23 protein-coding genes are annotated in these 24219 nt (G+C 72.0%); 8 read left to right on the top strand and 15 right to left on the bottom strand.

Annotated elements, in window-relative coordinates:
* Positions 1 to 57: 57 nt before the first annotated feature.
* The 5 genes from ACIP6U_RS17955 to ACIP6U_RS17935 all read right to left on the bottom strand — a co-directional run bounded on the left by ACIP6U_RS17955 (position 58) and on the right by ACIP6U_RS17935 (position 7695).
* The gene (locus ACIP6U_RS17955; RefSeq protein ID WP_401718278.1) at positions 58 to 2121 is read right to left on the bottom strand and encodes an SWIM zinc finger family protein; all 2064 of its coding nucleotides are present in this window, start codon (positions 2119 to 2121) and stop codon (positions 58 to 60) included.
* Positions 2118 to 4934, bottom strand: coding sequence for an SNF2-related protein (locus ACIP6U_RS17950; RefSeq protein ID WP_401718275.1), 2817 nt, complete (start codon positions 4932 to 4934; stop codon positions 2118 to 2120). The genes ACIP6U_RS17955 and ACIP6U_RS17950 overlap by 4 nt, the downstream gene beginning before the upstream one ends.
* 98 nt (positions 4935 to 5032) lie before the next feature.
* The gene (locus ACIP6U_RS17945) at positions 5033 to 5626 is read right to left on the bottom strand and encodes a sugar kinase (protein ID WP_401718272.1); all 594 of its coding nucleotides are present in this window, start codon (positions 5624 to 5626) and stop codon (positions 5033 to 5035) included.
* Positions 5623 to 6771: an ROK family glucokinase gene (locus ACIP6U_RS17940; RefSeq protein WP_124001679.1), complete on the bottom strand. Its 1149-nt coding sequence runs from the start codon at positions 6769 to 6771 to the stop codon at positions 5623 to 5625. The genes ACIP6U_RS17945 and ACIP6U_RS17940 overlap by 4 nt, the downstream gene beginning before the upstream one ends.
* A gap of 186 nt (positions 6772 to 6957) precedes the next feature.
* Positions 6958 to 7695: a GntR family transcriptional regulator gene (locus ACIP6U_RS17935; protein ID WP_124002276.1), complete on the bottom strand. Its 738-nt coding sequence runs from the start codon at positions 7693 to 7695 to the stop codon at positions 6958 to 6960.
* A 130-nt stretch (positions 7696 to 7825) separates the two neighbouring features.
* On the opposite strand from ACIP6U_RS17935, the gene ACIP6U_RS17930 reads away from it, so the two are divergent.
* Entirely contained in the window at positions 7826 to 8848 is a 1023-nt protein-coding gene (locus tag ACIP6U_RS17930) for a Gfo/Idh/MocA family oxidoreductase (RefSeq protein ID WP_401718269.1), read from the top strand.
* 69 nt (positions 8849 to 8917) lie between these two features.
* Here ACIP6U_RS17930 and ACIP6U_RS17925 read toward each other — a convergent pair whose 3' ends face one another.
* The 3 genes from ACIP6U_RS17925 to ACIP6U_RS17915 form a co-directional block, all read right to left on the bottom strand.
* Positions 8918 to 10102: a cytochrome P450 gene (locus tag ACIP6U_RS17925; protein ID WP_401718266.1), complete on the bottom strand. Its 1185-nt coding sequence runs from the start codon at positions 10100 to 10102 to the stop codon at positions 8918 to 8920.
* Positions 10103 to 10174: 72 nt separating this feature from the next.
* The gene (locus ACIP6U_RS17920) at positions 10175 to 10855 is read right to left on the bottom strand and encodes a response regulator (RefSeq protein WP_401718263.1); all 681 of its coding nucleotides are present in this window, start codon (positions 10853 to 10855) and stop codon (positions 10175 to 10177) included.
* Positions 10856 to 11108: 253 nt separating this feature from the next.
* The gene (locus ACIP6U_RS17915) at positions 11109 to 12368 is read right to left on the bottom strand and encodes a sensor histidine kinase (RefSeq protein WP_401718260.1); all 1260 of its coding nucleotides are present in this window, start codon (positions 12366 to 12368) and stop codon (positions 11109 to 11111) included.
* Between the two features lie 169 nt (positions 12369 to 12537).
* Between ACIP6U_RS17915 and ACIP6U_RS17910 the strand changes: the two genes are divergently transcribed.
* Positions 12538 to 12738: a hypothetical protein gene (locus ACIP6U_RS17910; RefSeq protein ID WP_401718258.1), complete on the top strand. Its 201-nt coding sequence runs from the start codon at positions 12538 to 12540 to the stop codon at positions 12736 to 12738.
* Between the two features lie 64 nt (positions 12739 to 12802).
* On the opposite strand, the gene ACIP6U_RS17905 is transcribed toward ACIP6U_RS17910, so the two are convergent.
* Positions 12803 to 13198, bottom strand: coding sequence for a ribonuclease domain-containing protein (locus tag ACIP6U_RS17905; protein WP_401718255.1), 396 nt, complete (start codon positions 13196 to 13198; stop codon positions 12803 to 12805).
* A 265-nt stretch (positions 13199 to 13463) separates the two neighbouring features.
* Between ACIP6U_RS17905 and ACIP6U_RS17900 the strand changes: the two genes are divergently transcribed.
* On the top strand, positions 13464 to 14066 hold the full coding sequence (locus tag ACIP6U_RS17900; protein ID WP_401718252.1) for a hypothetical protein: 603 nt from the start codon (positions 13464 to 13466) through the stop codon (positions 14064 to 14066).
* 31 nt (positions 14067 to 14097) lie between these two features.
* On the opposite strand, the gene ACIP6U_RS17895 is transcribed toward ACIP6U_RS17900, so the two are convergent.
* Positions 14098 to 14724 (bottom strand): dihydrofolate reductase family protein, encoded by a 627-nt coding sequence (locus ACIP6U_RS17895; protein ID WP_401718249.1) that lies wholly within the window; start codon positions 14722 to 14724, stop codon positions 14098 to 14100.
* 74 nt (positions 14725 to 14798) lie between these two features.
* Positions 14799 to 15614: an AIM24 family protein gene (locus ACIP6U_RS17890; protein ID WP_401718247.1), complete on the bottom strand. Its 816-nt coding sequence runs from the start codon at positions 15612 to 15614 to the stop codon at positions 14799 to 14801.
* A gap of 143 nt (positions 15615 to 15757) precedes the next feature.
* Between ACIP6U_RS17890 and ACIP6U_RS17885 the strand changes: the two genes are divergently transcribed.
* On the top strand, positions 15758 to 16516 hold the full coding sequence (locus ACIP6U_RS17885; protein WP_401718245.1) for an SDR family oxidoreductase: 759 nt from the start codon (positions 15758 to 15760) through the stop codon (positions 16514 to 16516).
* A gap of 149 nt (positions 16517 to 16665) precedes the next feature.
* Here ACIP6U_RS17885 and alc read toward each other — a convergent pair whose 3' ends face one another.
* On the bottom strand, positions 16666 to 17823 hold the full coding sequence (gene alc / locus ACIP6U_RS17880; protein ID WP_401718243.1) for an allantoicase: 1158 nt from the start codon (positions 17821 to 17823) through the stop codon (positions 16666 to 16668).
* Between the two features lie 47 nt (positions 17824 to 17870).
* On the bottom strand, positions 17871 to 19208 hold the full coding sequence (allB, locus tag ACIP6U_RS17875) for an allantoinase AllB (RefSeq protein WP_401718240.1): 1338 nt from the start codon (positions 19206 to 19208) through the stop codon (positions 17871 to 17873).
* 250 nt (positions 19209 to 19458) lie between these two features.
* On the opposite strand from allB, the gene ACIP6U_RS17870 reads away from it, so the two are divergent.
* Both ACIP6U_RS17870 and ACIP6U_RS17865 read left to right on the top strand, forming a co-directional pair.
* The gene (locus ACIP6U_RS17870) at positions 19459 to 20253 is read left to right on the top strand and encodes an IclR family transcriptional regulator (protein WP_401718237.1); all 795 of its coding nucleotides are present in this window, start codon (positions 19459 to 19461) and stop codon (positions 20251 to 20253) included.
* Entirely contained in the window at positions 20250 to 20945 is a 696-nt protein-coding gene (locus tag ACIP6U_RS17865; protein WP_401718234.1) for a DUF6304 family protein, read from the top strand. Before ACIP6U_RS17870 ends, ACIP6U_RS17865 begins: the two co-directional genes overlap by 4 nt.
* Before the next feature lie 18 nt (positions 20946 to 20963).
* Here ACIP6U_RS17865 and ACIP6U_RS17860 read toward each other — a convergent pair whose 3' ends face one another.
* Positions 20964 to 22028 (bottom strand): aldo/keto reductase, encoded by a 1065-nt coding sequence (locus tag ACIP6U_RS17860; RefSeq protein WP_401718231.1) that lies wholly within the window; start codon positions 22026 to 22028, stop codon positions 20964 to 20966.
* A gap of 115 nt (positions 22029 to 22143) precedes the next feature.
* Here ACIP6U_RS17860 and ACIP6U_RS17855 point away from each other — a divergent pair, with 115 nt between their 5' ends.
* The gene (locus ACIP6U_RS17855) at positions 22144 to 22977 is read left to right on the top strand and encodes a helix-turn-helix transcriptional regulator (RefSeq protein WP_401718229.1); all 834 of its coding nucleotides are present in this window, start codon (positions 22144 to 22146) and stop codon (positions 22975 to 22977) included.
* Between the two features lie 55 nt (positions 22978 to 23032).
* Here ACIP6U_RS17855 and ACIP6U_RS17850 read toward each other — a convergent pair whose 3' ends face one another.
* Positions 23033 to 23326 (bottom strand): DUF5955 family protein, encoded by a 294-nt coding sequence (locus tag ACIP6U_RS17850; protein ID WP_401718540.1) that lies wholly within the window; start codon positions 23324 to 23326, stop codon positions 23033 to 23035.
* Between the two features lie 240 nt (positions 23327 to 23566).
* On the opposite strand from ACIP6U_RS17850, the gene ACIP6U_RS17845 reads away from it, so the two are divergent.
* Positions 23567 to 24166: an NTP transferase domain-containing protein gene (locus ACIP6U_RS17845; RefSeq protein ID WP_401718227.1), complete on the top strand. Its 600-nt coding sequence runs from the start codon at positions 23567 to 23569 to the stop codon at positions 24164 to 24166.
* Positions 24167 to 24219: the final 53 nt, after the last annotated feature.

Genomic DNA, 24219 nt, shown 5'->3' with positions numbered 1-24219 from the left:
GTGGCCGCCGCACTGCTTATCGTCCATGCCGCTTCGTCGATGTCACCAGGGACCCGGTCAGAGGTCGTTCGGTGAGCCCAGGCCCGTCAGCGCGCCCACCGGATCGAGGTCGGGGGTGCCTCGGGGCCACCAGTCGTCGTCGCCCGGTTCGGATTCGTAGGCGTACCAGAGGCCGTCGCGGCCCAGGCGGAGCTGGACGTGGCCGCGGGGATGGGTGAGGTGGTTGTGCCACGGGCGGAACGCGGGGAGGTCGGCGGCGAGGAGGAGGGGGCGGGCCCGGTCGAAGCGGCCGGCCGGTGGGTCCCAGGGCTCCTCCAGGACGGCGAGTCCTTCGAGCCCGCCCTGCCGCCAGGCGGCGACCGCGCGTGCCAGGTCGGCCGGGGTGCGGTCGGCGGCCTTGGCGAGGGAGGCGTAGAGCGCGCGGGTGCCCGCGGTGAGGCCGGAGCCGGGGCGGGCGGCGGCCAGCCGGACCGCGTCCTGCCACAGCGTCAGCTCCGCCACCGGGTCGCGGCCGGTGCTGAGCAGGGCATGGGCGCGCGCTGCCGCGTCGGTCGCCAACTGGTCCAGCGCGAAGGGGTCCGGGCCGCCCGGTGCCGCCGGATAGACCGGGGGCTGTTCGGGATGCGCCGGCCCGGGCAACGGGTGTGGCAGACGCGGGAGTTCGCGCCGGGCAATGGCCTCACTGGCGCGCACGCCGGGCACGGGTGCGGGTTCCTGCTCCCGCGCGGCACGGGCCGCCCGGGTGGCGCTCAGCCGGGAGAGCGCGTCGAGCAACTCGCGCTCACCGCGCCCGCGCAGCAGGAGCAGAACGAAGGGGTCGGCGTCGAGCAGCCGGGCCGTCTGGTAGCAGAGGGCGGCGGCGTGTTTGCAGGGGTGGCCGCGGTCGGGGCAGCTGCAGTGCGGTTCGAGATCGCCCGCCTCGGGCAGCAGCGGCACCCCGCAGTCGGCGAGCGAGTGGGGCAACTCCTTGTCCAGCAGCGCCGCGATGTGCCCCGGGCGCTCGGCGGCGGCGTCCAGGAACAGCTCCCAGTCCTGGTCGGACAGCGTGCGCAGCCGCACCTGCACGCGGTACGGGCGCGGCCGGCTGCCCTGCACGTACGCGAGGACGAGCCCTGGCGTCACGGTGATGGCGTCCACATGCCCCTGCGCGGCGTAACCCCGCCCGCGCACCAGCCGCTTGACGTCCAGCGCGCCCTCCTCCAAGGCGGTGACCCACGCATTACCCCACCACGTCTCCGCGAAGCCGGCGCCCGTACCGGCCTCGACCTCAGGGCGGTTGGGGAGCGCCGGGAAGGTGCGCCGCAGGTCGCCGTCGCGGGTGGGGGCGGCCATCGAGCGGAGGAGGAGGGGTGCGGCGGGGTCGGGAGCGAGGGGTGCGGCCGAGTTGGAGGTGAAGGCTTCGGGCGGGGGCGCGGCACGGTCCGGGTCCTGTCGGAGTTCCGAACTCGCCCTGTCCGTCCGGTCGTTGGAGTCGCGCTCCGTCTCACCGTCGCCGTACTCCGGCTCGTCATCGGGCATACGGAAGGCCCCGGCGAGCAACTCCCGCACATCACGCGCCTGTACGCCGGTGGACCGGCGGCTCGTGGACGGGGGCGCGGGATGACGTTGCCGACGCGCGGCGATCTCGGCTCCCGTCTGCCCGGCTTCCATCCGGGCCTGCTTCGCTTCGCTGCGGGCGGCCCGAAGGGCCTCGCGCACGGCATCGGCGGGACGCGTACCCGGGGCGCGTGCCGGCGTGGGGCTGCCGGCCGAGGCGTCCGAGGTCGGGGGCGGTACGACGGCCACCTCCGCGTCGGCCGCCTCCACACCGGTCGACTCCGCGGCGTTGGCGTCGGCATCGCCGTCGGCGTCCGCGACCAACTCCGGATCGCCCTCCCCCAGGCCGCGCTTGGCGGAGACCGCCTGCCGCAGCGCCTCCCGGGCGGCGGCGCCGGGCCGTGCCGCCTCGGCGTCCGGAGCGGGGTCGGGAGCGACCGGTTCCGGCTCCGTCCCGGGCTGCGACTGGGGCGGCGGCTGGGGCTGCGGCTGGGGCTCCTCGGAAGGGGCCGCCTCCCGCGCTTCCCGCTCCTCGCGCGCCGCCCGCAGCGCGATCCGCACCTTGTCGGCGGGGCTGGGGGTCATGACGGCCTCCGCAGGGACACCAGGTCGGACAGCTCGCGGTCGGTCAGTTCCGTGAGGGCCGACTCGCCGGAGCCGAGGATCGCGTCGGCCAGGGCGCGCTTGGCCTCCAGCATCTCGGCGATGCGGTCCTCGACCGTTCCCTCGGTGATGAGGCGGTGCACCTGGACGGGCTGGGTCTGGCCGATGCGGTAGGCGCGGTCGGTGGCCTGCTCCTCCACCGCCGGGTTCCACCAGCGGTCGAAGTGGACGACGTGGCCCGCGCGGGTGAGGTTCAGGCCGGTGCCCGCGGCCTTGAGGGACAGGACGAGGACCGGTGTCGCCCCGTCCTGGAAACGGTCCACCATGCGTTCGCGCTCCGGCACCGGCGTGCCGCCGTGGAGGAGCTCGACGGGGACCGCGCGGGCGCCCAGGTGGGAGGTGATCAGCCGGGCCATCCCGACGTACTGCGTGAAGACGATCGCCGAGCCGTCCTCGGCCAGCACCGTGTCCAACAGCTCGTCGAGCAGGGCGAGTTTGCCGGAGCGGGCGAGCAGTCCGTCGACGCGCGCGTCCTCCTTCAGGTACAGCGCGGGGTGGTCGCAGATCTGCTTCAGCGCGCCGAGGAGCTTCAGCACCAGGCCGCGGCGGGCGATGCCCTCGGTGGTCTCGATGGCCAGCATGGACTCCCGCACCACCGCCTCGTACAGGGCGGCCTGTTCGCGGGTGAGCGGCACCGGGTGGTCCGTCTCCGTCTTGGGCGGCAGTTCGGGGACGATGCCGGGGTCGGACTTCTTGCGGCGCAGGAGGAAGGGACGGACCAGACGCGCCAGGCGGGTCACCGCCTCCTCGTCCTCGCCGTTCTCCACCGCGCGCGCGTGCCGGGCACGGAAGGACTTCAGGGGGCCGAGGAGTCCCGGGGTCGTCCAGTCGAGGAGGGCCCACAGTTCGGAAAGGTTGTTCTCCACCGGTGTGCCGGTGAGGGCCACGCGCGCGGGGGACGGGATCGTGCGCAGGGCCTTCGCCGTCGCCGAGTAGGGGTTCTTGACGTGCTGCGCCTCGTCCGCGACGACCATGCCCCAGCGCTGCTCGGCAAGCCGCGGTGCAGCCGTGCGCATGGTGCCGTACGTCGTCAGGACGAAGCCGCCGGTCACCTCGTCCAGCGAGCGGTCCGGGCCGTGGAAGCGGCGGACGGGGACGCCGGGGGCGAAACGGGTGATCTCCCGCTGCCAGTTGCCCAGCAGGGAGGCCGGGCAGATCACCAACGTCGGCTCGCTGCGCGCGCGTTTGAGGTGCAGGGCGATGAGGGTGATCGTCTTGCCGAGGCCCATGTCGTCGGCGAGGCAGCCGCCGAGGCCCAGGGTGGTCATGAGGTCCAGCCAGGCCAGGCCCCGGAGTTGGTAGTCCCGCAGCCGGGCGTCGAGTCCGGGCGGGGGCTCGGCCGGGAGCACCCCGGTCGTCAGGCGGTCGCGCAGGGCGGCCAGGGCGCCGACCGGCACCGCCTCGACGGTCTCGCCGTCCACCTCGGCGCTGCCGGTGAGCGCGACGGAGAGGGCGTCGACCGGGTCGAGCAGGCCCAGCTCGCGCTTGCGGGCCTTGCGGACCAGGGCCGGATCGACGAGCACCCACTGGTCCCGCAACCGCACGACCGGCCGGTGCGCCTCGGCCAGCGCGTCCATCTCGGCCTCGCTGAGCGGGTCGCCGCCCAGGGCCAACTGCCAGCGGAACTGGAGGAGTTCCTCGCTCTCGAAGAAGCCCGTGCCGTCGGTCGCCGAGCCGGGGGCCGACCGGACCACCGCGGCCGCCGAGAGGTCCTGCGCGAGGTCCCGGGGCCAGTGCACCGCGACGCCGGCCGCCGCGAGCCGGGTCGCCGCCACGCCGAGCAGGTCGCCCAACTCCTCGTCGGACAGGGCCAGTACGGCCGGCACGTCCTGCTCGGCGAGCCGGTCGAGGGGCGGCCAGATGCGGGCCGCGCGCCGCACGGCGAGGGCCGCGTCCACGCGCGCGCGGGGCCCGAACGCCGCGTCCGCCTCGCCCGCCCACAGCGCCGCCGCGTCGACGACGAGGGTGGGGTCGGCGAGGCTGTGCACCTGGACGATCGCCGCGCCCGCGGTGCGCACCCGCTCGCCCCCGTCGAACAGCTCGTACGCGGACAGGTCGAGCCGGAGCGAGACGCGCACGCCCGCGTCCATGCCGGCGGCGACCTCGGCGGCCCAGTCCAGCGCGTCCGGCAGGCGCTGCGGGCGGCGGTCCGCGAAGGGGCGGCCGGAGACGTACGGCGCGGCGGGGGTGCGGGGCAGCGTGTCCGCGACCGCGTCCAGGAAGGAGCGCATCAGCGCCTCGGGCTCGGGCAGCCGAAGCGGGCCGGCCCCGGGCAACGGGACCGCGTGGCCCTCGTACGGCAGGGCCGCGGCGACCGCCCTGAGGTGCGCGATGTCGGTCTGGTCCAAGGGGCCCGCCCGCCAGGCGTCATGACCGGTGGCCGTCAGCCCGGGCAGCAGCCGGCCGCGCGCGGTGAGCCGCAGCGCGTGCAGCGTGGCCGCGCCCCAGCAGGCGGTGGCGGGGTGGGCGGCCGGGTCGCGCCGGGCCCGCACGAGGAGGGGCAGGGCCTCGCCGACGGGGAGGGTGAGGGCGGGCGCGGTCCTGCGCCGTACGCTCGCGCCGTGCGGTCGTACGACCGTGAGTTCGGTGTCCGCGGCGGCGGGCAGCTCGCCGCCCTCCGGGTCCCAGAAGGCGACCCGTCCGTCGCGCGGCAGGGGTGCGGGCAGGAAGACGGCCGCCAGCCGGAGAGGGATCTTCGCCCCCGTCCGCTCGGCCACCGCAGCCGTGTCGCTCATGCGACCTGTCACCTCCCGCCCGTGTGTCGGATCAGACGTCTTCGACTCTACGGGCGGCCTCTGACAATCGGCCCCGGCGACCGGCCGGGGCCCGGGGGCTACGGCACCGCGCGGGAGACGACGTACACCATCGGGTACGTCGCGTTGTACGTGTTCACGACCACGTCCTGCGTCGGCTTCGGGTTCTTCTGCCGGTGGACGAGCCCGAAGTAGTCGCCGCCGCGGGAGCCGGGGCCCGAGAACTTCCAGCCGGTGACCTTCCGGTCGCGGGCGCCGATGGTGACGTCGCCCTTCTTCAGGTCGGTGCGGGCGACGCCCATCTCCTGGAGGAAGGCGTCCAGGCCCGCGTTCGTGGTCTGGAACTGGGCGTAGAGACGGCTGGTCTTCCAGTTGTTCGTCTCGTAGTAGGCGACCTGGTTCGACGGGTGCGGGATCGGTACCTCGTACAGGCGGCGCTGGACCTTCGAGGGCCAGCCCTCGGTGAGGCCGGTCGCGGAGTACTTGGCCTCCTTGTCCTTGCCGCTCTGCCGGCTCTGGTCGGCGGAGATCACCAGGTAGCCGGCCGGGACGCCGATCAGCAGCACGATGATGAGCAGGGTGATGGCCCGCCGACGGATCTTGTGGCGGCGGTCCTCGACCGGTCCGGACGGTTCGTCGGGGGGTGCCGCCTGACGCGGCAGCGATGCCGTCACGCGGTGTCCCTGGTCGAACGGCGGGCCTGGACGTAACGCTCGTAGCGCTCGTGCCGCTCGACCCGGCGGCGGTTGGCGCGGCGGAAGCGGCGGGCGACCAGGCGGGCCAGGTCGGCGGCGCCGACCATGCCGGCCTCGGGGCCCAGCTGGGCGCGGGCGATGCGTGCCTCGGGGCGGTAGCCGCGGCCGGTGAGCTGGCGCTTGAACGCGTCGCGCGCGGGGCCGATCAGCAGGTCGTCGGCCGCGCTGACGCCGCCGCCGATGACGAAGCAGGAGGGGTCCAGGGCGGCGGCCAGGTTGGCGATGCCGACGCCGAGCCACTGACCGATGTCCTGGAGCAGCTCGATGCACATCGCGTCGCCCTCGCGGGCCAGCTCGGTGATCATCGGGCCGGTGATGTCGTCGATGTTGCCCTTGACGTGCTCGATGATCCCGTAGGCGACCGGGGAGTCGGCGGCGGCCAGCTCCTTGGCCTCGCGGACCAGCGCGTTGCCGGAGCTGTACTGCTCCCAGCAGCCGCGGTTGCCGCACGGGCAGCGGTGGCCGCCGGGCACGACCTGCATATGGCCGAACTCGCCCGCGACGCCGTACTTGCCCCGCTTGACCTGGCCGTCCTCCAGTATGGCGCCGCCGATACCGGTGCCCAGCGTGATCATGACCAGGTGGTCCTCGCCACGGCCGGCGCCGAAGCGCCACTCGGCCCAGGCGGCGGAGTTGGCGTCGTTGTCGACCAGGACGGGCACCGCGAGGCGGCCGGCGAGGCGGTCGCGCAGCGGCTCGTTGCGCCAGGAGAGGTGCGGCGCGAACAGGATGCGGTTGCGGTCGGCGTCGACCCAGCCGGCCGCGCCGATGCCCACCGCGTGCACGTCGTGGCGGTCGGACAGGTCCAGGACCAGTTCGACGATGGTGTCCTCGACGACCTTGGGGCTCTTGGACTTGTCCGGCGTCTCCGCGCGGAGCTTCTCCAAGATGTTGCCGTCGGCGTCCACGACGCCGGCCATCACCTTGGTGCCACCGATGTCGATGCCGACGGTGGGGACGCGGGGGGCGGTCAGGTGTGACCTGCGCTCCCTGGTGCCGACCGTGCGTAGCGCCGGCGCGCGGCGGGAGCCTATGGGGGCGGTGAAGTTGCCGTAGGTGCTCATCAACGCCTGATTCTGCCTCACCGTGACTCACAGTGCTGTACGGGGGAGCGATGGGGGGTGCGCGAGGTGTGCCGGGTGCCGGTTCGTCGTGGCTTGTCGCGCAGTTCCCCGCGCCCCTTCTCGGCATACAGCCGACGGCGCTCAAATGTACTGACATTAGAACTAACCGCAGGGCATAGGGCGACCTCAGGACCGCACGAGCAACTGGAACTCGAACGAATAGCGCGTCGGGCGGTACGTGTGGGTGCCGAACTCCACCGCTCGGCCCGTGTCGTCGAAGGTGACGCGTTGCATGGTGAGGAGGGGGGCGCCCTCCGGCTCGGCCAGGCGGTCGGCCTCGGCGGCGGTGGCGGCCCGGGCGCCGATGGTCTGGCGGGCGCTGTGCAGGGTGATGCCGACGGCACGCATCATGCGGTAGAGGCCGGTGGCCTCCAGCTGGTCGGTGTTCAGGTCGAGCAGGCCGGGCGGGATGAAGTTGCAGAGGTACGCCATCGGCTCGCCGTGCGCCAGCCGCAGCCGCTCCACCCGGTGCACGTCACTGTCCTCGGCCACGCCCAGGGCGGCGGCGATCTCGGCGGTCGCCGGGACGATGGCGTTGACCAGTACTTTCGTCGCGGGGCGCTGTCCTGCCGCCTCCAGGTCGTCGTAGAGGCTGCTCAGTTCCAGCGGGCGCTTGACCTGGCTGTGCACGACCTGCGTACCGACGCCTCGGCGGCGCACCAGCAGACCCTTGTCGACGAGCGACTGGATGGCCTGGCGGACGGTGGGCCGGGACAACCCCAGCCGGCCGGCCAGCTCGATCTCGTTGCCCAGCAGGCTGCCGGGGGTGAGCGCTCCGTGTTCGATCGCGGCCTCCAGCTGCTGGGACAGCTGGAAGTACAGCGGCACCGGGGAACTCCGGTCCACGCTGAGGTCGAGCGACACGGTGGGGTCCACTTCTGGTTTCGGCACGGGCCGAGCGTAGCTCTGTGCGTTGTTGACGGGAAGTTGTGTAGTTCGATTGTCCGGACATACGCATTGACAGCGTACGGTCCTGACCCCCATGTTTTGTTCCATGCGCATCGGGGTCATCGGTACGGGCCGCATCGGCACCATCCACGCGAACACGCTCAGCCGTCATCGCGAGGTCGGTTCCTTGATCCTCACGGACGTGGATCCGGCACGGGCCCAGGAACTCGCGTTCCGCCTCGGGGAGACCGCGGCGCCGGGGGTGGACGAGATCTTCCGGTGGGGCGTGGACGCCGTGGTGATCACGACGGCGACGTCGGCGCACGCCGAACTGATCGGCCGGGCGGCGCGCTCGGGTCTGCCGGTGTTCTGCGAGAAGCCGATCGCGCTCGATCTGCCCGGCACGTTAAGCGCGATCGCCGAGGTCGAAACCGCCGGGACGATTCTTCAGATGGGGTTCCAGCGCCGCTTCGACGCGGGCTACACGGGCGCGCGGGAGGCCGTGCGCTCGGGGCGGCTCGGGCGGCTGCACACCGTCCGGGCGCTCACCAGTGACCAGGCCCCGCCCGCCGCCTCGTGGCTGCCGCTGTCCGGCGGGCTGTACCGGGACACGCTGATCCACGACTTCGACATCCTGCGCTGGGTGACCGGCCACGAGGTCGTCGACGTCTACGCGGCCGGGTCCGACGCCGGTCCCTCGATGTTCCGCGAGGCGGGCGACATCGACACCGGCGCCGCGCTGCTGCGGCTCGACGACGGCACACTCGCCACGGCCACCGCGACACGGCTGAACGGCGCGGGGTACGACGTCCGCATGGAGCTGGCCGGGGAGCTCGACCAGATCGTCGTCGGGCTGGACGACCGGACACCGATCGCCTCCACGGAGCCGACCGGGCCACCGGCCGCGGACAAGCCGTGGGCCGGCTTCCTGGAGCGCTTCGGACCCGCCTACGAGGCCGAGCTGTCCGCGTTCGTCGAGGTCGTGCTCGGGCGCCGGGCGAACCCCTGCGACGGGCGCGAGGCCCTCCAGGCGCTGCGCATCGCCGAGGCCTGCGAGGTGTCCAGACGGGACCGCAGACAGGTCGTCCTGGCGGAGATCCCGGGCTGGACCGAGTCGGCGTACAGGTGATCCGTAGCGGGGTCGGGTGGGCAGCCGGGCGCCGCTCGTCGCAACCACCCCGCGCCCGTGCCGGGAGCCCTACCAGCGCACCGGCAGGCTGCGCACCCCTCGCATCAGCATTCCCGGCAGCCACTCGCCGGGCGGGCCGTCGAGGGCGAGGTCCGGGGCCCGTTCCAGCAGGGTCCGTATCGCCGTACGGCCCTCCAGGCGGGCCAGTGGAGCGCCCAGGCAGAAGTGGATGCCGTGGCCGAAGGCCACATGACCGCGGGTGTCGCGGCGGATGTCGAAGCGGTCGGGGGCGGGGTAGCGCAGTCCGTCGCGGTCGGCCGCGGTGAGGCCGACCATCACCGCGTCGCCTTTCTCGATGTGCGTGCCGCCTATGTCGAAGGACTCCACGGCGAAACGGAACGTCGCGTTCTCCACCGGTCCCTCGTAGCGCAGCGTCTCCTCGACCGTGCCGTCGACGAGGCTCATGTCGGCGCGCAGCGCGGCGAGTTGGTCCGGGTGGGTGAGCAGGGCGTGCACGGCGTTGGTGATCAGGTTCACCGTCGTCTCGTGGCCCGCGATGAGCAACACGAAGGCCATGCCGCGCAGTTCGCTCGGGGAGAGCCGGTCGCCGTCCTCGGCGGTGGTGCGGATCAGGTCGCTGAGCAGGTCGCCGCTCGGCCCCGCGCAGCGCTTGTCCTCGATCAGCTCGGTGAGGTAGTCGGCGAGCCGTACGAACGCCTCGTGCTCGCTGCCCGAATCGGTGGGCACGATCGCCTCGTTGGAGATCTTCCGGAACGCGGTGCGGTCCATCTCGGGCACGCCGAGCAGCTCGCAGATGACGGTGATCGGCAGCGGGTACGCGAAGGAGTCCACGAGGTCGGCCCGGCCGAGCGGCAGCATCGCGTCGAGGAGTTCGTCGGTGATCTGCTGGATCCTGGGCCGCAGTTCCTCCACCCGGCGCATGGTGAAGGCCCGGGAGACCAGCGAGCGCAGGCGCGTGTGCTGGGGCGGGTCGGTGGTCAGCAGGTTCTTGCCGATCAGCTCCTCGTCGAGGAACCGCACCCCGATCCTGGTGGCGTCCTTGGCGAGCCGCGGGTCGGCGAGCGCCGCGCGCGCCTCCTCGTACCCGACGACCAGCCAGGTCTCGTGGTGCTCGTCGGGCACGGGCAGCCGCACCCGGTGCACCGGTCCGCTCTCGCGCAGCCGCGCGTACACGGGATGCGGGTCGCTTCGGAACCCGTCCCCGAACTCCCCCAGGTCGATCACTTCCACCATGGGCTCCCCCGTCCTTCCGCAACGAGAACGTCCGGGGTCCGCCGCGAGTGCCCACCTCGCCGTCCCTGTCCGCTAGTTGCCGCCTTCTCCCGACTCCTCCAGGAGTCCCGCGTCGTACACCAGCAACGCGACCTGCACACGGTTGTTGAGGTCCAGCTTGGCGAGGATGCGGGAGACGTGGGTCTTGACGGTGGCGACGCTCATGAAGAGCTGGGCGGCGATCTCGGCGTTGGAGAGACCCCGGCCGACGGCGACGGCGACCTCGCGTTCGCGGTCGTTGAGGACGGAGATCCGTTCACGCGCGCGTGCGCGGCGGGTGTCGGCGGCGTTCCCCACGGCGTGCTCCACCAGCCGGCGGGTGACGGCGGGCGACAGGACGGGGTCGCCGGCCGCGACCCGCCGTACCGCCTCGACGATCTCCTTGGGGGGCGTGTCCTTGAGGACGAATCCGGCGGCGCCCGCGCGCAGGGCACGCAGCACCTGTTCGTCGCCGTGGAAGGTGGTGAGGACGATGACCTGCGGCGCGTCCTTGCGGGTGCGCAACCGCTCCGTGGCCGTGAGCCCGTCCACCGTCGGCATCCGGATGTCCATGAGGACGACGTCCGGCCGGGTGCGGTCGACGAGGGCCTCGACCTCGCTGCCGTCCGCGGCCTCGCCGACGACCTCGATGTCGTCGGCGCCGCCCAGCATCAGGGACAGGCCCGCCCGCACCAGCGGGTCGTCGTCGACGAGGAGCAGTCTGATCGCAGTCATGGGCCTACGTAATCACGGTTGCGCCGGGCGCAGGGCACGGGTGTGGACGGGACCACCGCTCCGGTCAACACGCGCGCGTGGAGGCGGGTTTGGAAAGTGGACGCGAGGTCGGAGGGTGGATGCGCGCCGGGAAGGCGGACGCCGGCTCGGCGGGACCGCATTCGGCGCCCCATGCCCCTCCGGGACCGCGTTCGGCGCTCCATGCCCCTCCGGGAACGCATTCCGCGCTCCATGCCCCTCTCGGGGACCGCCCTCACCCCCACGGCAGCCAGGCCCGCACCCGGAACCCGCCGTCCTCCCCGGTCCCGTGCTCCAGCCGTCCGCCGGCCAGCGTCGCCCGCTCGGTGAGGCCGATCAGGCCCTGTCCCGAGCCGGGGACGGCCGGTACGTCGCCCTCGGGGGCGGGGTTGTGCACGGTCACCGCGAGCCCCTCCCCCGGCGCGCCGGTGACGCAGACCGTGACCTCCGTGCCGGGCGCGTGCTTGCGGGCGTTGGTCAGGCCCTCCTGGGCGATGCGGTACGCGGTACGGCCGACGGAGGCGGGGACGGCGGTGGGGTCGCCGACGCGGTTGTCGAGGACGACCTTCATACCGGCCTCGCACGATTCGGCGACGAGCGCGGAGATCGCGGCGAGCGTCGGCTGGGGCCGCCCGCTCTCCTCGTTCTCGCCCGCGCGCAGTACACCGATGATCTCCCGCAGGTCCTGCAGCGCCTCGTGGGCGCTCTCCCGGATGACACCGGCCGCCCGCGCGATCTCCTCGCGGGGTGCGTCGGGGCGGAACTCCAGGGCGCCCGCGTGCACGCTCAGCAGCGTCAGCCGGTGGGCGAGGACGTCGTGCATCTCCCGCGCGATGGCCTCGCGCGCGAGGCGTTGCGCCTGTTCCGCGCGCAGTCGTGCCTCGGTCTCGGCGCGCTGTGCGCGGTCGCGCAGGCTGACCATCAGCTGCCGCTTCGACCGTACGAACATGCCCCAGCCGATGACCGTGACGGTGAGCAGGGTCGTGAAGGCGACGATGCCCGCGTAGGGCAGGTCGGGGTCGGGGCGCAGCCAGAAGAAGAACGGGATCAGGACGAGTTGAACGCCGCCGATCCAGGCCACATAGCGAAACGGCCGGTGCACGGCGACGGTGAACAGCGCGACCATGGACGCGCCGCCCGCGGTGTTGGACAGCAGGCCCACAGGGATCATGGCGACGGCGAGGCCTACCGGCCAGCGCCTGCGCCACCAGAGGGCGGCGCAGGCGAGTGCGCCGACCAGTTGGTCGAGGGCGATGAGGCCGGACGAGAGTCTCGGGTCGTCGGCCACGCTCTGCGCGCCCGCGATGCCGATCGCCGCGGCAAGCAGGAAGGAGCTGAAGTCGACCACCCAGTCGCGTGCCGTGCGCCGCGGTCGGCGCCCTGCCGCCGTGGCGTCCGGATCGAGGTCGTGGAGCACGGCGGACGGGAACAGCCATCTGCGGCCGGTGATCGTCTGCGGTGCGGGGGCCGGCTTGTCTGAACTCACAGTCGACAAATCTATGCGCGGTGGGGCCGGGCCACCGCCTTCCGTACGAGATCGGCGACCAAAGTCTCGCCACCATGGACTTTCGGCGCGCCCGTCGGCGTCAAGGACCATCCTGCGGCGGACATGCCTCGCCCCGCGGCCGATGTGGGTGGGGGGACCGCGGGGCGAGGGTGGTGCCATGAAACAGCTGCTGGAACTTCTCGGTCTTCTCGCGCTGGTGCAGGGTGTGATGGGCCTGCTGCACGAGTTCACCCACTGGCATGTGGGCCTCGTGCAGAAGCTCGGTTTCCTCGACGGCTACGGGGTCTACGCGAGCGTCGCACTGGTGGTGTTGGCGATCGCGCTGTTCGCCGCCGCGGAGAGTCGGAAGTCCGGCTGACCGCGGACCGGGCTGCCGGCCGGTCGCGCTGTTCCCTCGACGACGGCCGAGCGGGGGAAGTCGCTCAGCAGCCGAAGTTGATCAGGTCGAAGGTGACGTAGTGGTCCGCGGTGTAGTAGTCCTCCTGGGACCGCTGACCGGTGACGATGCGCTTGGCTCCGCGGGTGGACGAGCCCGGCGTCTTGACCGTGTACTCGTGGTAGTAGCCGGACGACTGACTGGGCAGCACGCCTTCCTGGTTCCGGAAGACGGTGCCGTCCTGCGAGTACGGGAAGGGCCCGCCCGCGTCGATCAGGTCCAGCGTGTCGTACGCCTGGGACGGCAGGTCGCTGTAGCAGATGCTGCCGACCGAGGCCGCGGCGGCGTCCGCCGTGGTGACGGAGACCGTGCCGCCGACCAGAAGTGCGGACAGGACGGCGGCAGCGGCACCGATGCGGGTGATTCGTGGGGGGAATCTCATGCCCTCCATGATGACGCGCGTAGACAGTGGCATGTCAATGACAACTCCGGAGATTTTCCCGTCAAGTCCGATGAGTTTTCCGCGAGTTAACGTGGTGCCGCAGGTCCCCATACGGCCCCCACAAGCATCCTCTCGTCTTGACGCCACGGGGTGGATACGGGCCTTTTCAACACGATCGAGTGGCTGGCACCGATTCGCGGCAACCACACGGCTCCTCCGCATGTCACACACCTCGCATTCAACGCGGCATGTGCCAGGAGGAACCATGAGCCACCCGCAGGACCCACAGCAGCCCGGATGGGGCGGACCGCAGCAGCCGTACGGGCAGCCGCCCTTCCAGCCGCAGCCGCCGAAGAAGAGAGGGGTGGGGAAGATCGTGGGCTTCGGCTGCCTCGGCCTGGTGGGCGTCATCGTCCTGTTCGGCGTCATCGGAGCGCTGCTCAGCAACGGCTCCGATTCGAAGGACTCCAGCGGCTCCAACGACGTCGAGCCGACCGCCTCCACGCCGAAGAAGGACAAGCCGGCGGCTGCGAACACGGCGGAGAACAACGAGAAGAAGGCCGAGAATCAGGTCGTCGTCTTCAAGGTGTGGGGTACCGCACCCGCCGGTGCCCTCGGTCCGCTGGACATCACCTACGGCTCGGACTCCGACAACCGCAAGGGCACGTTCGCGAACGGCAAGTTCGAGGCCACGCTGCCCCTGAACAAGGACGCGCTCTACTACAACGTCACGGCCCAGCTCCAGGGCTCCGGTGACATCAACTGCTCGGTCACCGTCGAGGGCCACTCGAAGAAGGGGCACGCGTCCGGCGGGTACAACCTGTGCACCGCGCAGCTGAGTTCCGGGCTGCTCGGCGGCTGGGACTGACACGGCCCGCGGGCATCGCCCCAGGTCGCCGTCAGGCGTTGTCCGGGAGTTCGTACGAGCCGTACTCCGGGCGGCCCGCCAGGTCGTAGGACTGGATCGAGACGCCGGTCGTGGTGATGGTGCCGCCCGTGTGCGTGAACCTCGTCGGTAGCGCGCCCTCCGCGAAGAGGCGGAAGCCGGAGCCGAGGACGACCGGGAAGGTCAGCAGGTGGAGGGTGTCGACCAGGTCGAGGGCGAGCAGGGACTGGACGAGGGCGCCGCTGCCGTGGACCTGGACCTCGCCGTCGGTGCGTTCCTTGAGGGCCGTGACCTCCTTGGCGAGGTCGCCGTCCAGGACGGTGGTGCCGGACCAGGCGGGGTCGGTCAGGGTGGACGAGGGGACGTACTTCGACAGGGCGTTGAGCTTGGCCGCGATCGGGTCCGCGGGGTCGGTCACCTTCGGCCAGTGCGAGGCGAAGATGTCGTACGTGCGGCGGCCGAGGAGGAACGCGCCGGGGCGTTCGAAGACCTCGGTGACGAACCGGCCGAAGTCGTCGTCGCCGAACGGGAAACTCCAGCCGCCGTGCTCGAAGCCGCCCCGGGGATCCTCCGAGGGGCCGCCGGGAGCCTGGTAGACGCCGTCGAGGGTGACGAAGATCGTGGAGACGAGCTTGCCCATGGCTGGTGCCTGCTTCCTGGTGCGGGGTCTGTTGTCATCACCTCAGACCCCGCGGACCCCCGCAACTCATCGGCCTAGCCGGCGTGCGTCGAGAAGAGGCCGCCCGTCGGACCCTGCTTGTCGCCGCCCTGCGCCTTCTTGAGGGCGTTGGCCAGGCTCTCGATGGTGAGGGACTGCAGGATCACCTGGCCGTTGCCCTCAAGGGTCGCCAGGGACAGGCCCTCGCCGCCGAAGACGGCGTTCATCAGGCCCTGGCGGTTGAGGCCGCCGACGCGCTGGACGCCGTACTGGATGCCCTCCTCGAAGGCGACGACGCAGCCCGTGTCGACCTCGATACGGCCGCCGAAGTCGGCCGGGTTGAGGTCGATGAAGTTGCCCGCGCCGGCGATGATCACCGTGCCCTGCCCGGTGAACTTCTCCAGGACGAAGCCCTCGCCGCCGCTCATGCCGGTGCGGCCGCCCTGGAAGGCGATGCCGAAGTCGACGCTCGACTCGGCCGCCACGAACGCGTCCTTCTCGGCGAACCACGCGCGCGTGCCGTCGAGCTCCAGGGCGCGCATCTCGCCAGGCAGCACGCCCGCGAAGCCGACCGTGCCCTCGCCGCCCTGGGAGGTGAAGTACTGGAACGCCAGCGACTCGCCCGCGAGGGCGCGCTGGCCGACCTGCATGGCCGTGCCCATGGCCTGGCGGAGCATGCCGCCCATGCCGCCGCCGGCGCCCTGGGGCTGACCGCCGCCGCTGTTCGACGGACCGGAGAGGCGGGTCTCCATGGTCACGTTCGTCGTCTTGAACAGGAACTTGCCCGCCTCGCAGTACACGGTCTGACCGGGGCGCAGGCTGACGACCGCCATCTGCATGGCGTTGCCGACAATCTCTTGCTGAAGAGTCACGCCCCTCACAACGCGTGAGGTGGAGCGAATGGTTCCGCCCATACGGCTTCGATCGTCGGGTCCCGGCCATACGATTCCGGCCGCGCGACCTCGGTGTCCGTTGGCCGCCGGTACCAGGGGCTCGGGACGGCTGGGATGGACTCATGACGACGACACAGAGCACGGCTCACGCAACCCTCGACAACAAGGTCGCCCTGATCACCGGCGGCAGCCGTGGCATCGGCGCGGCCACGGCGGTACGGCTCGCGCGGGAGGGCGCGGACGTGGCCCTGACCTACGTGAGCGGCAAGGAGGCGGCCGAGGACGTCGTACGACGGGTCGAGGCGCTCGGGCGGCGGGCGGTGGCCCTGCGTGCGGACTCGGCGGATCCGGCGGAGGCGGCCGGCGCGGTGGAGCGTACGGCCGAGGAGCTGGGCGGGCTCGACGTGCTGGTGAACAACGTGGGCGTGGGCGTGCTGGGCCCGCTGGAGGGCCTCTCGCTCGCCGACGTGGACCGGGTGCTGGCGGTGAACGTCCGGGGCGTGTTCCTGACCTCGCAGGCGGCCGCCGCGCGGATGCCGGCGGGCGGCCGGATCATCACGATCGGCACGTGCATGACGCAGCGGGTCCCCGGTCCCGGCGGCACCCTGTACGCGACGAGCAAGTCGGCGCTGATCGGCCTGACCAAGGCCCTCGCCCGCGAGCTGGGCGCCCGCGGGATCACCGCGAACATCGTCCACCCCGGCCCGACCGACACCGACATGAACCCGGCCGACGGCCCGTACGCCCCCGCACAGGCCGCCATGACGGCCCTCGGCCGCTTCGGGACGGCGGACGAGGTGGCGACCACGGTGGCGTATCTGGCGGGGGCGGACTATGTCACGGGGGCGGAGTTCTCGGTGGACGGAGGGCACGCGGCGTGAGCCTCCGGCGGTCGGCCGGGGTACGGCCCGCGTTGCGGTGGCCGCCTTCTGGGGGCTGCCGCCCCCAGACCCCCGCTTCGGCCTGGACGGCCTCGTCCTCAAACGCCGGACGGGCTGAAAGATGCCGGCCAGCGTCTGAGAGACACCCGTCAGCCGCCCAACTCCCGATGGCGGGCCGCCAGGCTCGTCGCCCCCGCATCCGTCAGCGACCCGAACAACCGCAGCCGCGAGATCCCGCCGTCGGGATAGATGTCCACGCGTGCGTGGGTGCCGATGGCCGGGGTCGATAGGACGAAGCGGTGGTTGGTGTCGGGCTGGAGGCGGGTGCGCGGGAGGATCTCCGTCCAGCCGTCGTCCCCGCCTTCCGCGCCGCCCTCGCCGTCCCGCACCGAGACCGACGCCCAGCCCGCGCTGTTGCCCTTCAGGTACGCCGTGTCGATCTCGATCGCGCGGATCCGGGACTGGGCGGCGAGGCGGTAGCGGATCCAGTCGTTGCCCTGGTCGCGGCGGCGCCGGGTCTCCCAGCCGTCGTCCATCTTGCGCGAGCGGCCCGGCTGGATGGTGTTGCTCGCCGGGGAGTAGAAGAGGTTCGACGCGTCCTCGGCCCGGCCGCCGTTCTCCAGGGCGACGACGTCGAACGTGCCCAGGACGGCAAGCCAGTTGGGGTCCGGGACGACCTCGCCGTACACGCGCAGGCGGGCGATGCCCCCGTCGGGGTGCTGGTTGACACGGAGGTGGGTGAAGCGCTGCTCGGCCGAGACGGAGAAACCATTCTCCGCGTGCCCGCCGACCGGCGTGCGCGGCACGAGGGTCGTCCACTTCACGTCGTCCGACAGCAACTGTTCCGGCGACGGGGAACCCGCCACGGACGCGCCCTCGACCGACACGGCCTGGGGGTAGTTGCCGCGGAAGTGGGCCGTGTCGACGACGATCCCGCGGATGACACCCGGCGCGCCCAGGCGCACCAGCGCCCAGTCGTGGTCCTCGACCGTCGGCCACGGGTGCTCGGCCGAGGCGCCACGGCGACGGCGCGTCTCCCAGCCGTCCATGATCTTGCCCTTGTGCCCGAAGTGCTCGGGGTCGAACTCGGCCCGCTCGGGCACCAGGAGGTTCTCGCGCTGGGCGAAGAACTCGTCGTTGGCGGCGATCACACCGGCACCGAGCCGCCGGTCGGCGAGGTTGGCGTACTGGGTGAAGGGGAGGTCGGCGGTGCGGTAGTCCGCGTACGGGTCGCCGCCTCCGTAGGGGTTCGCGTCGCCGGTGAAGTGAGTCGAGGAAGCCGAGGAAGACTGGCTCTGCGCCGTCACGATGATCTGGTGTCCTTTCGAGGGTCGGCCGCTGCGGGTGCGGTGAATCAGGGGGTACGGGTCAGCAGTTGTCCCTTCGGATCGGTGAACTCGCCGTCCGTGACGATGCGTCGGCCGCGCAGCCAGGTGGACTTCACGACGCCGTGCAGGGTCTTGCCCGCGTACGCGGTGACGCGGTTGCGGTGCTGGAGGGCCGCCGGGTCCACGGTGAACGTCTCGTCGGGTGCGAGGACCGCGAAGTCGGCGTCGCGGCCCGGCTCGATGGCGCCCTTGCGGTCAAGTCCCACCAGTCCGGCCGTCCTTGACGACATCCAGCGGACCACGTCCTCCAGGCCGTGACCCCGCTTGCGGGCCTCCGTCCACACCGCCGCGAGGCTCAGCTGGAGCCCGGAGATGCCGCCCCAGGCGGTCGCGAAGTCGTCGGTCTTCAGGTCGGCCGTGGACGGCGAGTGGTCGGTGACCACGCAATCGATCGTGCCGTCGGCCAGCGCCTGCCACAGCAGGTCCTGGTTGGCCGACTCACGGATGGGCGGGCAGCACTTGAACTCGCTGGCCCCGTCCGGGACTTCCTCGGCGGTGAGGGTGAGGTAGTGCGGGCAGGTCTCGACGGTGAGGCGCACGCCGTCGGCCTTCGCGGCGGCGATCAGGGGCAGCGCGTCGGACGAGGACAGGTGCAGCACGTGCACGCGTGCGTCCAACCGCCTCGCCTGGGCGATGAGTTGGGCGATCGCCGTGTCCTCCGCGTCCCGTGGCCGCGACGCGAGGAAGTCGGCGTACTTCGGGCCGCCCTGCTGCGGGGCCGCGTCCAGGTGGTGCGGGTCCTCGGCGTGCACGATGAGCAGGCCGCCGAAGGAGGCGATCTCGGCCAGGGACAGGGCGAGTCGCTCCTGGTCCAGGTGCGGGAACTCGTCCACGCCGGACGGCGACAGGAACGCCTTGAAGCCGAAGACGCCGGCCTCGTGCAGCGGGCGCAGGTCCTTGACGTTGTCGGGCAGGGCGCCGCCCCAGAAGCCGACGTCGACATGGGCCTTGGCGGCGGCGACCGCCTGCTTCGTACGGAGGTTGTCGACCGTCGTGGTCGGCGGGAGGGAGTTGAGGGGCATGTCGACGAGGGTGGTGATGCCGCCGGCCGCCGCCGCGCGCGTGGCGGTCCAGAAGCCCTCCCACTCGGTGCGGCCGGGGTCGTTGACGTGCACGTGCGTGTCGACCAGGCCGGGCAGCAGGACGTCGTCGCCGAGGTCCTCCAGCCGGGCGCCGGAGGGCACTTCGGCGTCGTACGGGAGGACGGCCGTGATCGTGCCGGAGGCGACCGCGACCGAGGCGGCGCGTGTCCCCTCGGGTGTGATGACGCGCGTCGAGCGCAGCACCAGTTCTACGTCGGACACCCGGGCCCCTCTCTGCCGGCGTTTACTTCCGCGTAACGGAATTCAACTTTCTGTTGAAGGAGTCTTCACTCCCGCTCCCGAGCCGTCAAGGGCACACTTGTCGACAAGGATGCCTGGGCGCACACTCTGGACGTTTCCACAAAGCGGAATTAGACTTCCGGAAAGCAGAACGTAGCTACGCACCACCAGGGAGTCAACCGACCGACGGGTAGGCTTCAGCCCTTCCTGCCAGTCCCGAAAGGAACGCGCCGTGCCGACGTCCAGCGCCAGCACCACCGACTCCACCAAGTCCACGACCGGTGGGGTCCAGTCACTGGAGCGCGCCTTCGATCTGCTGGAACGGATGGCCGACGCGGGCGGCGAGGTCGGGCTCAGCGAGCTCTCCGCGAGCAGCGGGCTGCCGCTGCCCACCATCCACCGTCTCATGCGGACGCTCGTGGCCTGCGGTTACGTCCGCCAGCAGGCCAATCGCCGGTACGCGCTCGGTCCGCGTCTGATCCGCCTCGGCGAGTCCGCCTCGCGCCTGCTCGGCACCTGGGCCCGCCCGTATCTGGCCCGCCTCGTCGAGGAGACCGGCGAGACGGCGAACATGGCGCTGCTGGACGGGGACGAGATCGTCTACGTCGCCCAGGTGCCGTCCAAGCACTCGATGCGCATGTTCACCGAGGTCGGCCGGCGCGTCCTGCCGCACTCCACGGGCGTCGGCAAGGCCCTGCTCGCCGACGTCCCCGACGACGAGGTGCGCGCCCTGCTCTCCCGTACCGGCATGCCCGCCGCGACGGAGAAGACGATCACGACGCCCGACGGCTTCCTGGCCGCCCTCGCGGAGGTGCGCGACCTCGGCTACGCGGTCGACGACAACGAGCAGGAGGTCGGCGTCCGCTGCCTCGCGGTCTCCGTGCCCAACTCCCCCACCGCCGCCGCCATTTCGATCTCGGGCCCGGCGGGCCGGGTCACAGAGGCGGCGACGGACAAGATCGTGCCGGTGCTCCAGCAGGTGGCCGGGGAGTTGTCGGAGGCGCTGGCCAGCCAGGCCCAGGCATGACCGAACCGGCGTACTGGCCCGGCCGGTACACCGACCGGCACGGCTCGGAGGACATCGTCTTCGAGTCGGACGGCCGGGACATGATCCGTACGACGATCCGGGGTGTCCTTTTCGAGAGCGACAGCGTGGCCGACCTGGGCGCGCTGAGCGGCGAGCCGCCCGAGCAGGCGTTCTCGTTCTTCGACGGGGGGCTGTGCGAGTGCCTCCTGGAGTGGGAGGTGCCCATACCGGTCGAGGTCAGAGGCAGCGGGGTGCGCCCTGCGGTGCTGCACTGCGCACTGCGGCTCGGGGCGCCGGCCGGACCGGGGAAGGGCCTGGACGCCGAGACGTTGACCACCACGCTGCGTCTCGACGGGCGCGAGTACCGCAACGCGAACGGCCAGGACGACTTCGAGGACGCGCTGCACGAGGTCCAGCGTCAACTGCCGCGCGCGGCACGGCTCAAGGCGTGCGTCTCGTGCGCGTGGTCCGACTACCACCCCGTCGGCCACAGCCTGATGGGCGGGCTCGCCTGCTTCCGTGATGTCAAGGACCTCTACCGGCTGGTCGACGGCAAGCACGGGCCGCACGGCATCCTCACGGTCTGGCAGTCGCGCACCGAGTTCGTCCAGGAGACCTGGCTCTGCGGGGAGTTCGAGCATCGGACCGGAAACCCGGGCTACCGGGGCCGGTTCCCGGGCCGCAGGTTCTGAGACCGGCTCGGTCGGGTGTCAGCCGCGGGCTTCGATCTTCAGGTCGCCCCGGGTCACCCTGCGGATGTGATCACTGGCGAGCAGGTCGTGCGGGTAGCCGAGTTCGATCACGCTCGCCTCGTCGAGGCGGGCCGACTGGGCGGCGGTGAACTCGACCTCCAACGCGCCCAGATTGCCCTCCAGTTGCTCGACGGTGCGGGCCCCGATGATCGGTGCCGTCACGCCCGGCTGCCGCAGGGTCCAGGCGAGCCCGACCTGCGCGGGTGTGCGGCCCAGTTCCGTGGCGATCTCCTTCACCACGTCGGCGATCGCGAGGTTGCGCTCGGTGACCATGCCCAGGCCGGCGTTGAAGCTCTTGCGGGTGCTCTCCCCTGGCGCGGCCGTCGTCGCGGTCAGGTCGGCGCGGCGGTACTTGCCGGTGAGCAGGCCGCCCGCCAGCGGTGAGTACGGCGTGACGCCCAGCCCCATCTCCCGTGCCATGGGGATGAGATCGCGTTCCGCGGCCCGGTTGACGAGGTTGTACTCGATCTGCAGTCCGACCAGCGGCGACCAGCCGCGCAGGTCGGCGATCGCCTGCATGCGCGAGATCTGCCAGGCCGGCGTGTTGGAGATCGCCACGTACAGGACCTTGCCCTGCCGGACCAGGTCGTCCATGCCGCGCAGGATCTCCTCGACCGGCGTGGCGAAGTCCCACACATGCAGGTGGAGAAGATCGAGGTAGTCCGTGTTCAGCCGCCGGAGACTGGCCTCCACCGAGGCGAACATGCTCTTGCGGTGGCTTCCCGCGGAGTTCGGGTCGCCGGGCCGGCGCAGCGTCGTGTACTTCGTCGCCAGCACAAGGCTCTCGCGGTGGTCGCGGGTGAACTCGCCCAGCTGACGCTCGGAGCTGCCGTCGGTGTAGGTGTTGGCGGTGTCGAGGAAGTTGCCGCCGCGCTCGACGTAGGTGTCGAACAGCTTGCGTGCCTCGTCCTTGTCGGCGCCCCAGCCGGACTCGGTGCCGAAGGTCGCCGTGCCCAGCGCGAGGGGTGAGACCCGCAGCCCGGAGCGGCCGAGCAGCCGGTGGCTGTCGAGAGTGAGCGACATCGTGTCCTCCTGCTTGTGATCCGTTGTCGACAGCGAGTCTGTGACCGCGGCGAGGCAGGGGTAAGGGAAGGACGATCCTGGGAAGAGCCGTCCTACCCTGGCTGTTGGACCGATCATGACGATCTCCACGGTGGACAGGAACCAGGAGCTGGCCGCGTTCCTGAGAACCCGGCGGGAACGCCTGGATCCGCGGGACTTCGGGCTGCCGGCGCGTCGGCGGTCCCGGCGGACCCCGGGGCTGCGCCGCGAGGAGGTCGCCGAACTGGCGGGGGTCAGCGTCGACTACGTCGTACGGCTGGAACAGGCGCGTGGGCTGCGGCCCTCCGCGGACGTGGTGGAGGCGCTGGCCCGGGCGCTGCGCCTGGCCCCCGACGAGCGCGCCTACCTCTTCGACCTGACCGTGCGGCGCCCGCGCGACGCCGACAGGCTCGCCACCGCCGCGGCACAGCCGCTGGCCCGGTTGGTCGCCGACCTGTCACCGCTGCCGGCCATGCTCCTGAACCACCACTACGACATCCTGGCCTGGAACGGCGAAATGGCGGGACTGCTGGTGGATTTCGACACCCTGCCGCGGGCGCAGCGCAATTCGATGTGGCTGTGCCTGATGCACCCGCGGGTCCGTGAGCTCTACCTCGATCGCGAACGCGTGGTGCGCGAAGGGATCGCCCATCTGCGCGCCGCGTGGGCCGCACACCCGGACGACCGGGCGCTGACCGGTCTCATCGCCCAATTCAGCGCCGGTGACGAGGACTTCGCGCGGTTGTGGGCCGAGCAGGACGTCAAGGTCAGCGGGCGCGGACGCAAGGTGATGCGGCACCCCGAAGTCGGTGTGATCACCGTGCAGTTCGAAACCCTCAAGCCGCTCCAGGACCCCGACCAGCTGCTGGTGATCTACCGCGCCGCGGACGAGGAGAGCCAGTCGGCCCTGGACCGGCTGCGCGCACGGTGACCGGGGAAGGCGCACGGTGACCGGGGCACGCGTACGGTGACCCGGGAGACGGTCCTCAGTCCCGCCCGCGCGGCGGCTCGCCGAACAGCTCCACCGCGTCCCGTACGTCCGACAGTCCCCGGGCCAGCGCGCTGACCGATCCGATCGATCCCGCGATGAGTAACAGGGAGCGGCGCAGCCGCGGGATCTCGGGGGTGCCGTCGATCGTCATCGCGGCGAGGGCGGCGAGTTCGTCCTCGGCGATGCCCCGGTCGGGGAACTCCGCGGGGTGCGTGGCGAGTTGGCGGCGCAGCCGGGACACGGCGGTCCGCAGTCCCGCCACTCTCGGGTCCTCACCGCTGCCGGTCACTGGTCTCTGCCCCAAGCTCCGCAACACAGCTCTCCCCCCGCGCACGCCGTTGTGCGCCTCTACGTCGTGGTCCTGCCGAGCTCCCCCGTGGCGTTGGTCGGGCGCCGGGAGACGCGGGTCAGTAAACGCCACCCGATGCGGGGCGCGCCACTGCGCGGACCGAAATTCAACCGTTGGAAACCGGGCACTCGCGCGGGCGTCGGGTAGGGGGTCGGGAACGGCCTCGGGTATGCAGGACGCATGACGGAGAAAGAAGACGGCGTGATCGCACTTCTGCTCGCCGCGGGCGGCGGCCGGCGGCTCGGCGGGCGGCCCAAGGCGCTGCTCGAACACCGGGGCCGGCCGCTCGTCGAACACGCGGTCGGGGTGTTGCGCGCCGCCGGCTGCGCGCGCGTGCACGTGGTGCTCGGCGCGCGGGCGGCGGACGTACGCGCGCGTGCCGATCTGTCGGGCTGCGTCCTGGTGGACAACCCTGACTGGGCCGAGGGCATGGGCGGTTCACTGCGGGCGGGGCTCGACTCGCTCGCCGGGACGGGCGCGTCGGGCGTACTGGTCTCACTGGTCGACCAGCCCGGGATCGGTCCGGCGGCCGTCGCCCGTGTGCTGGCGGCCCACCGGGACCGTACGTCGCTGGTCTCGGCGGCGTACGACGGTGCGCGCGGCCATCCCGTGCTGTTCGGGGCCGCCCACTGGGCCGGTGTCGCGGCGAGCGCGACCGGGGACCGCGGTGCGCGCGCCTACCTCAAGGCGCACGAGGAAGCGATCACGCTCGTCGAGTGCGGGGACGTGGCCGAGCCGTACGACATCGACACCGAGGCCGACCTGGTCCACCTTGAGTGAGCGGCCCACCTTGAGTGATCACGGTGGCACTGAGCGCCACGTTCCCTCGATCC

The sequence above is a fragment of the Streptomyces sp. NPDC088794 genome, from assembly GCF_044750545.1.
GTDB lineage: Bacteria > Actinomycetota > Actinomycetes > Streptomycetales > Streptomycetaceae > Streptomyces.
This window is presented reverse-complemented; position numbering and strand designations above follow the sequence as displayed.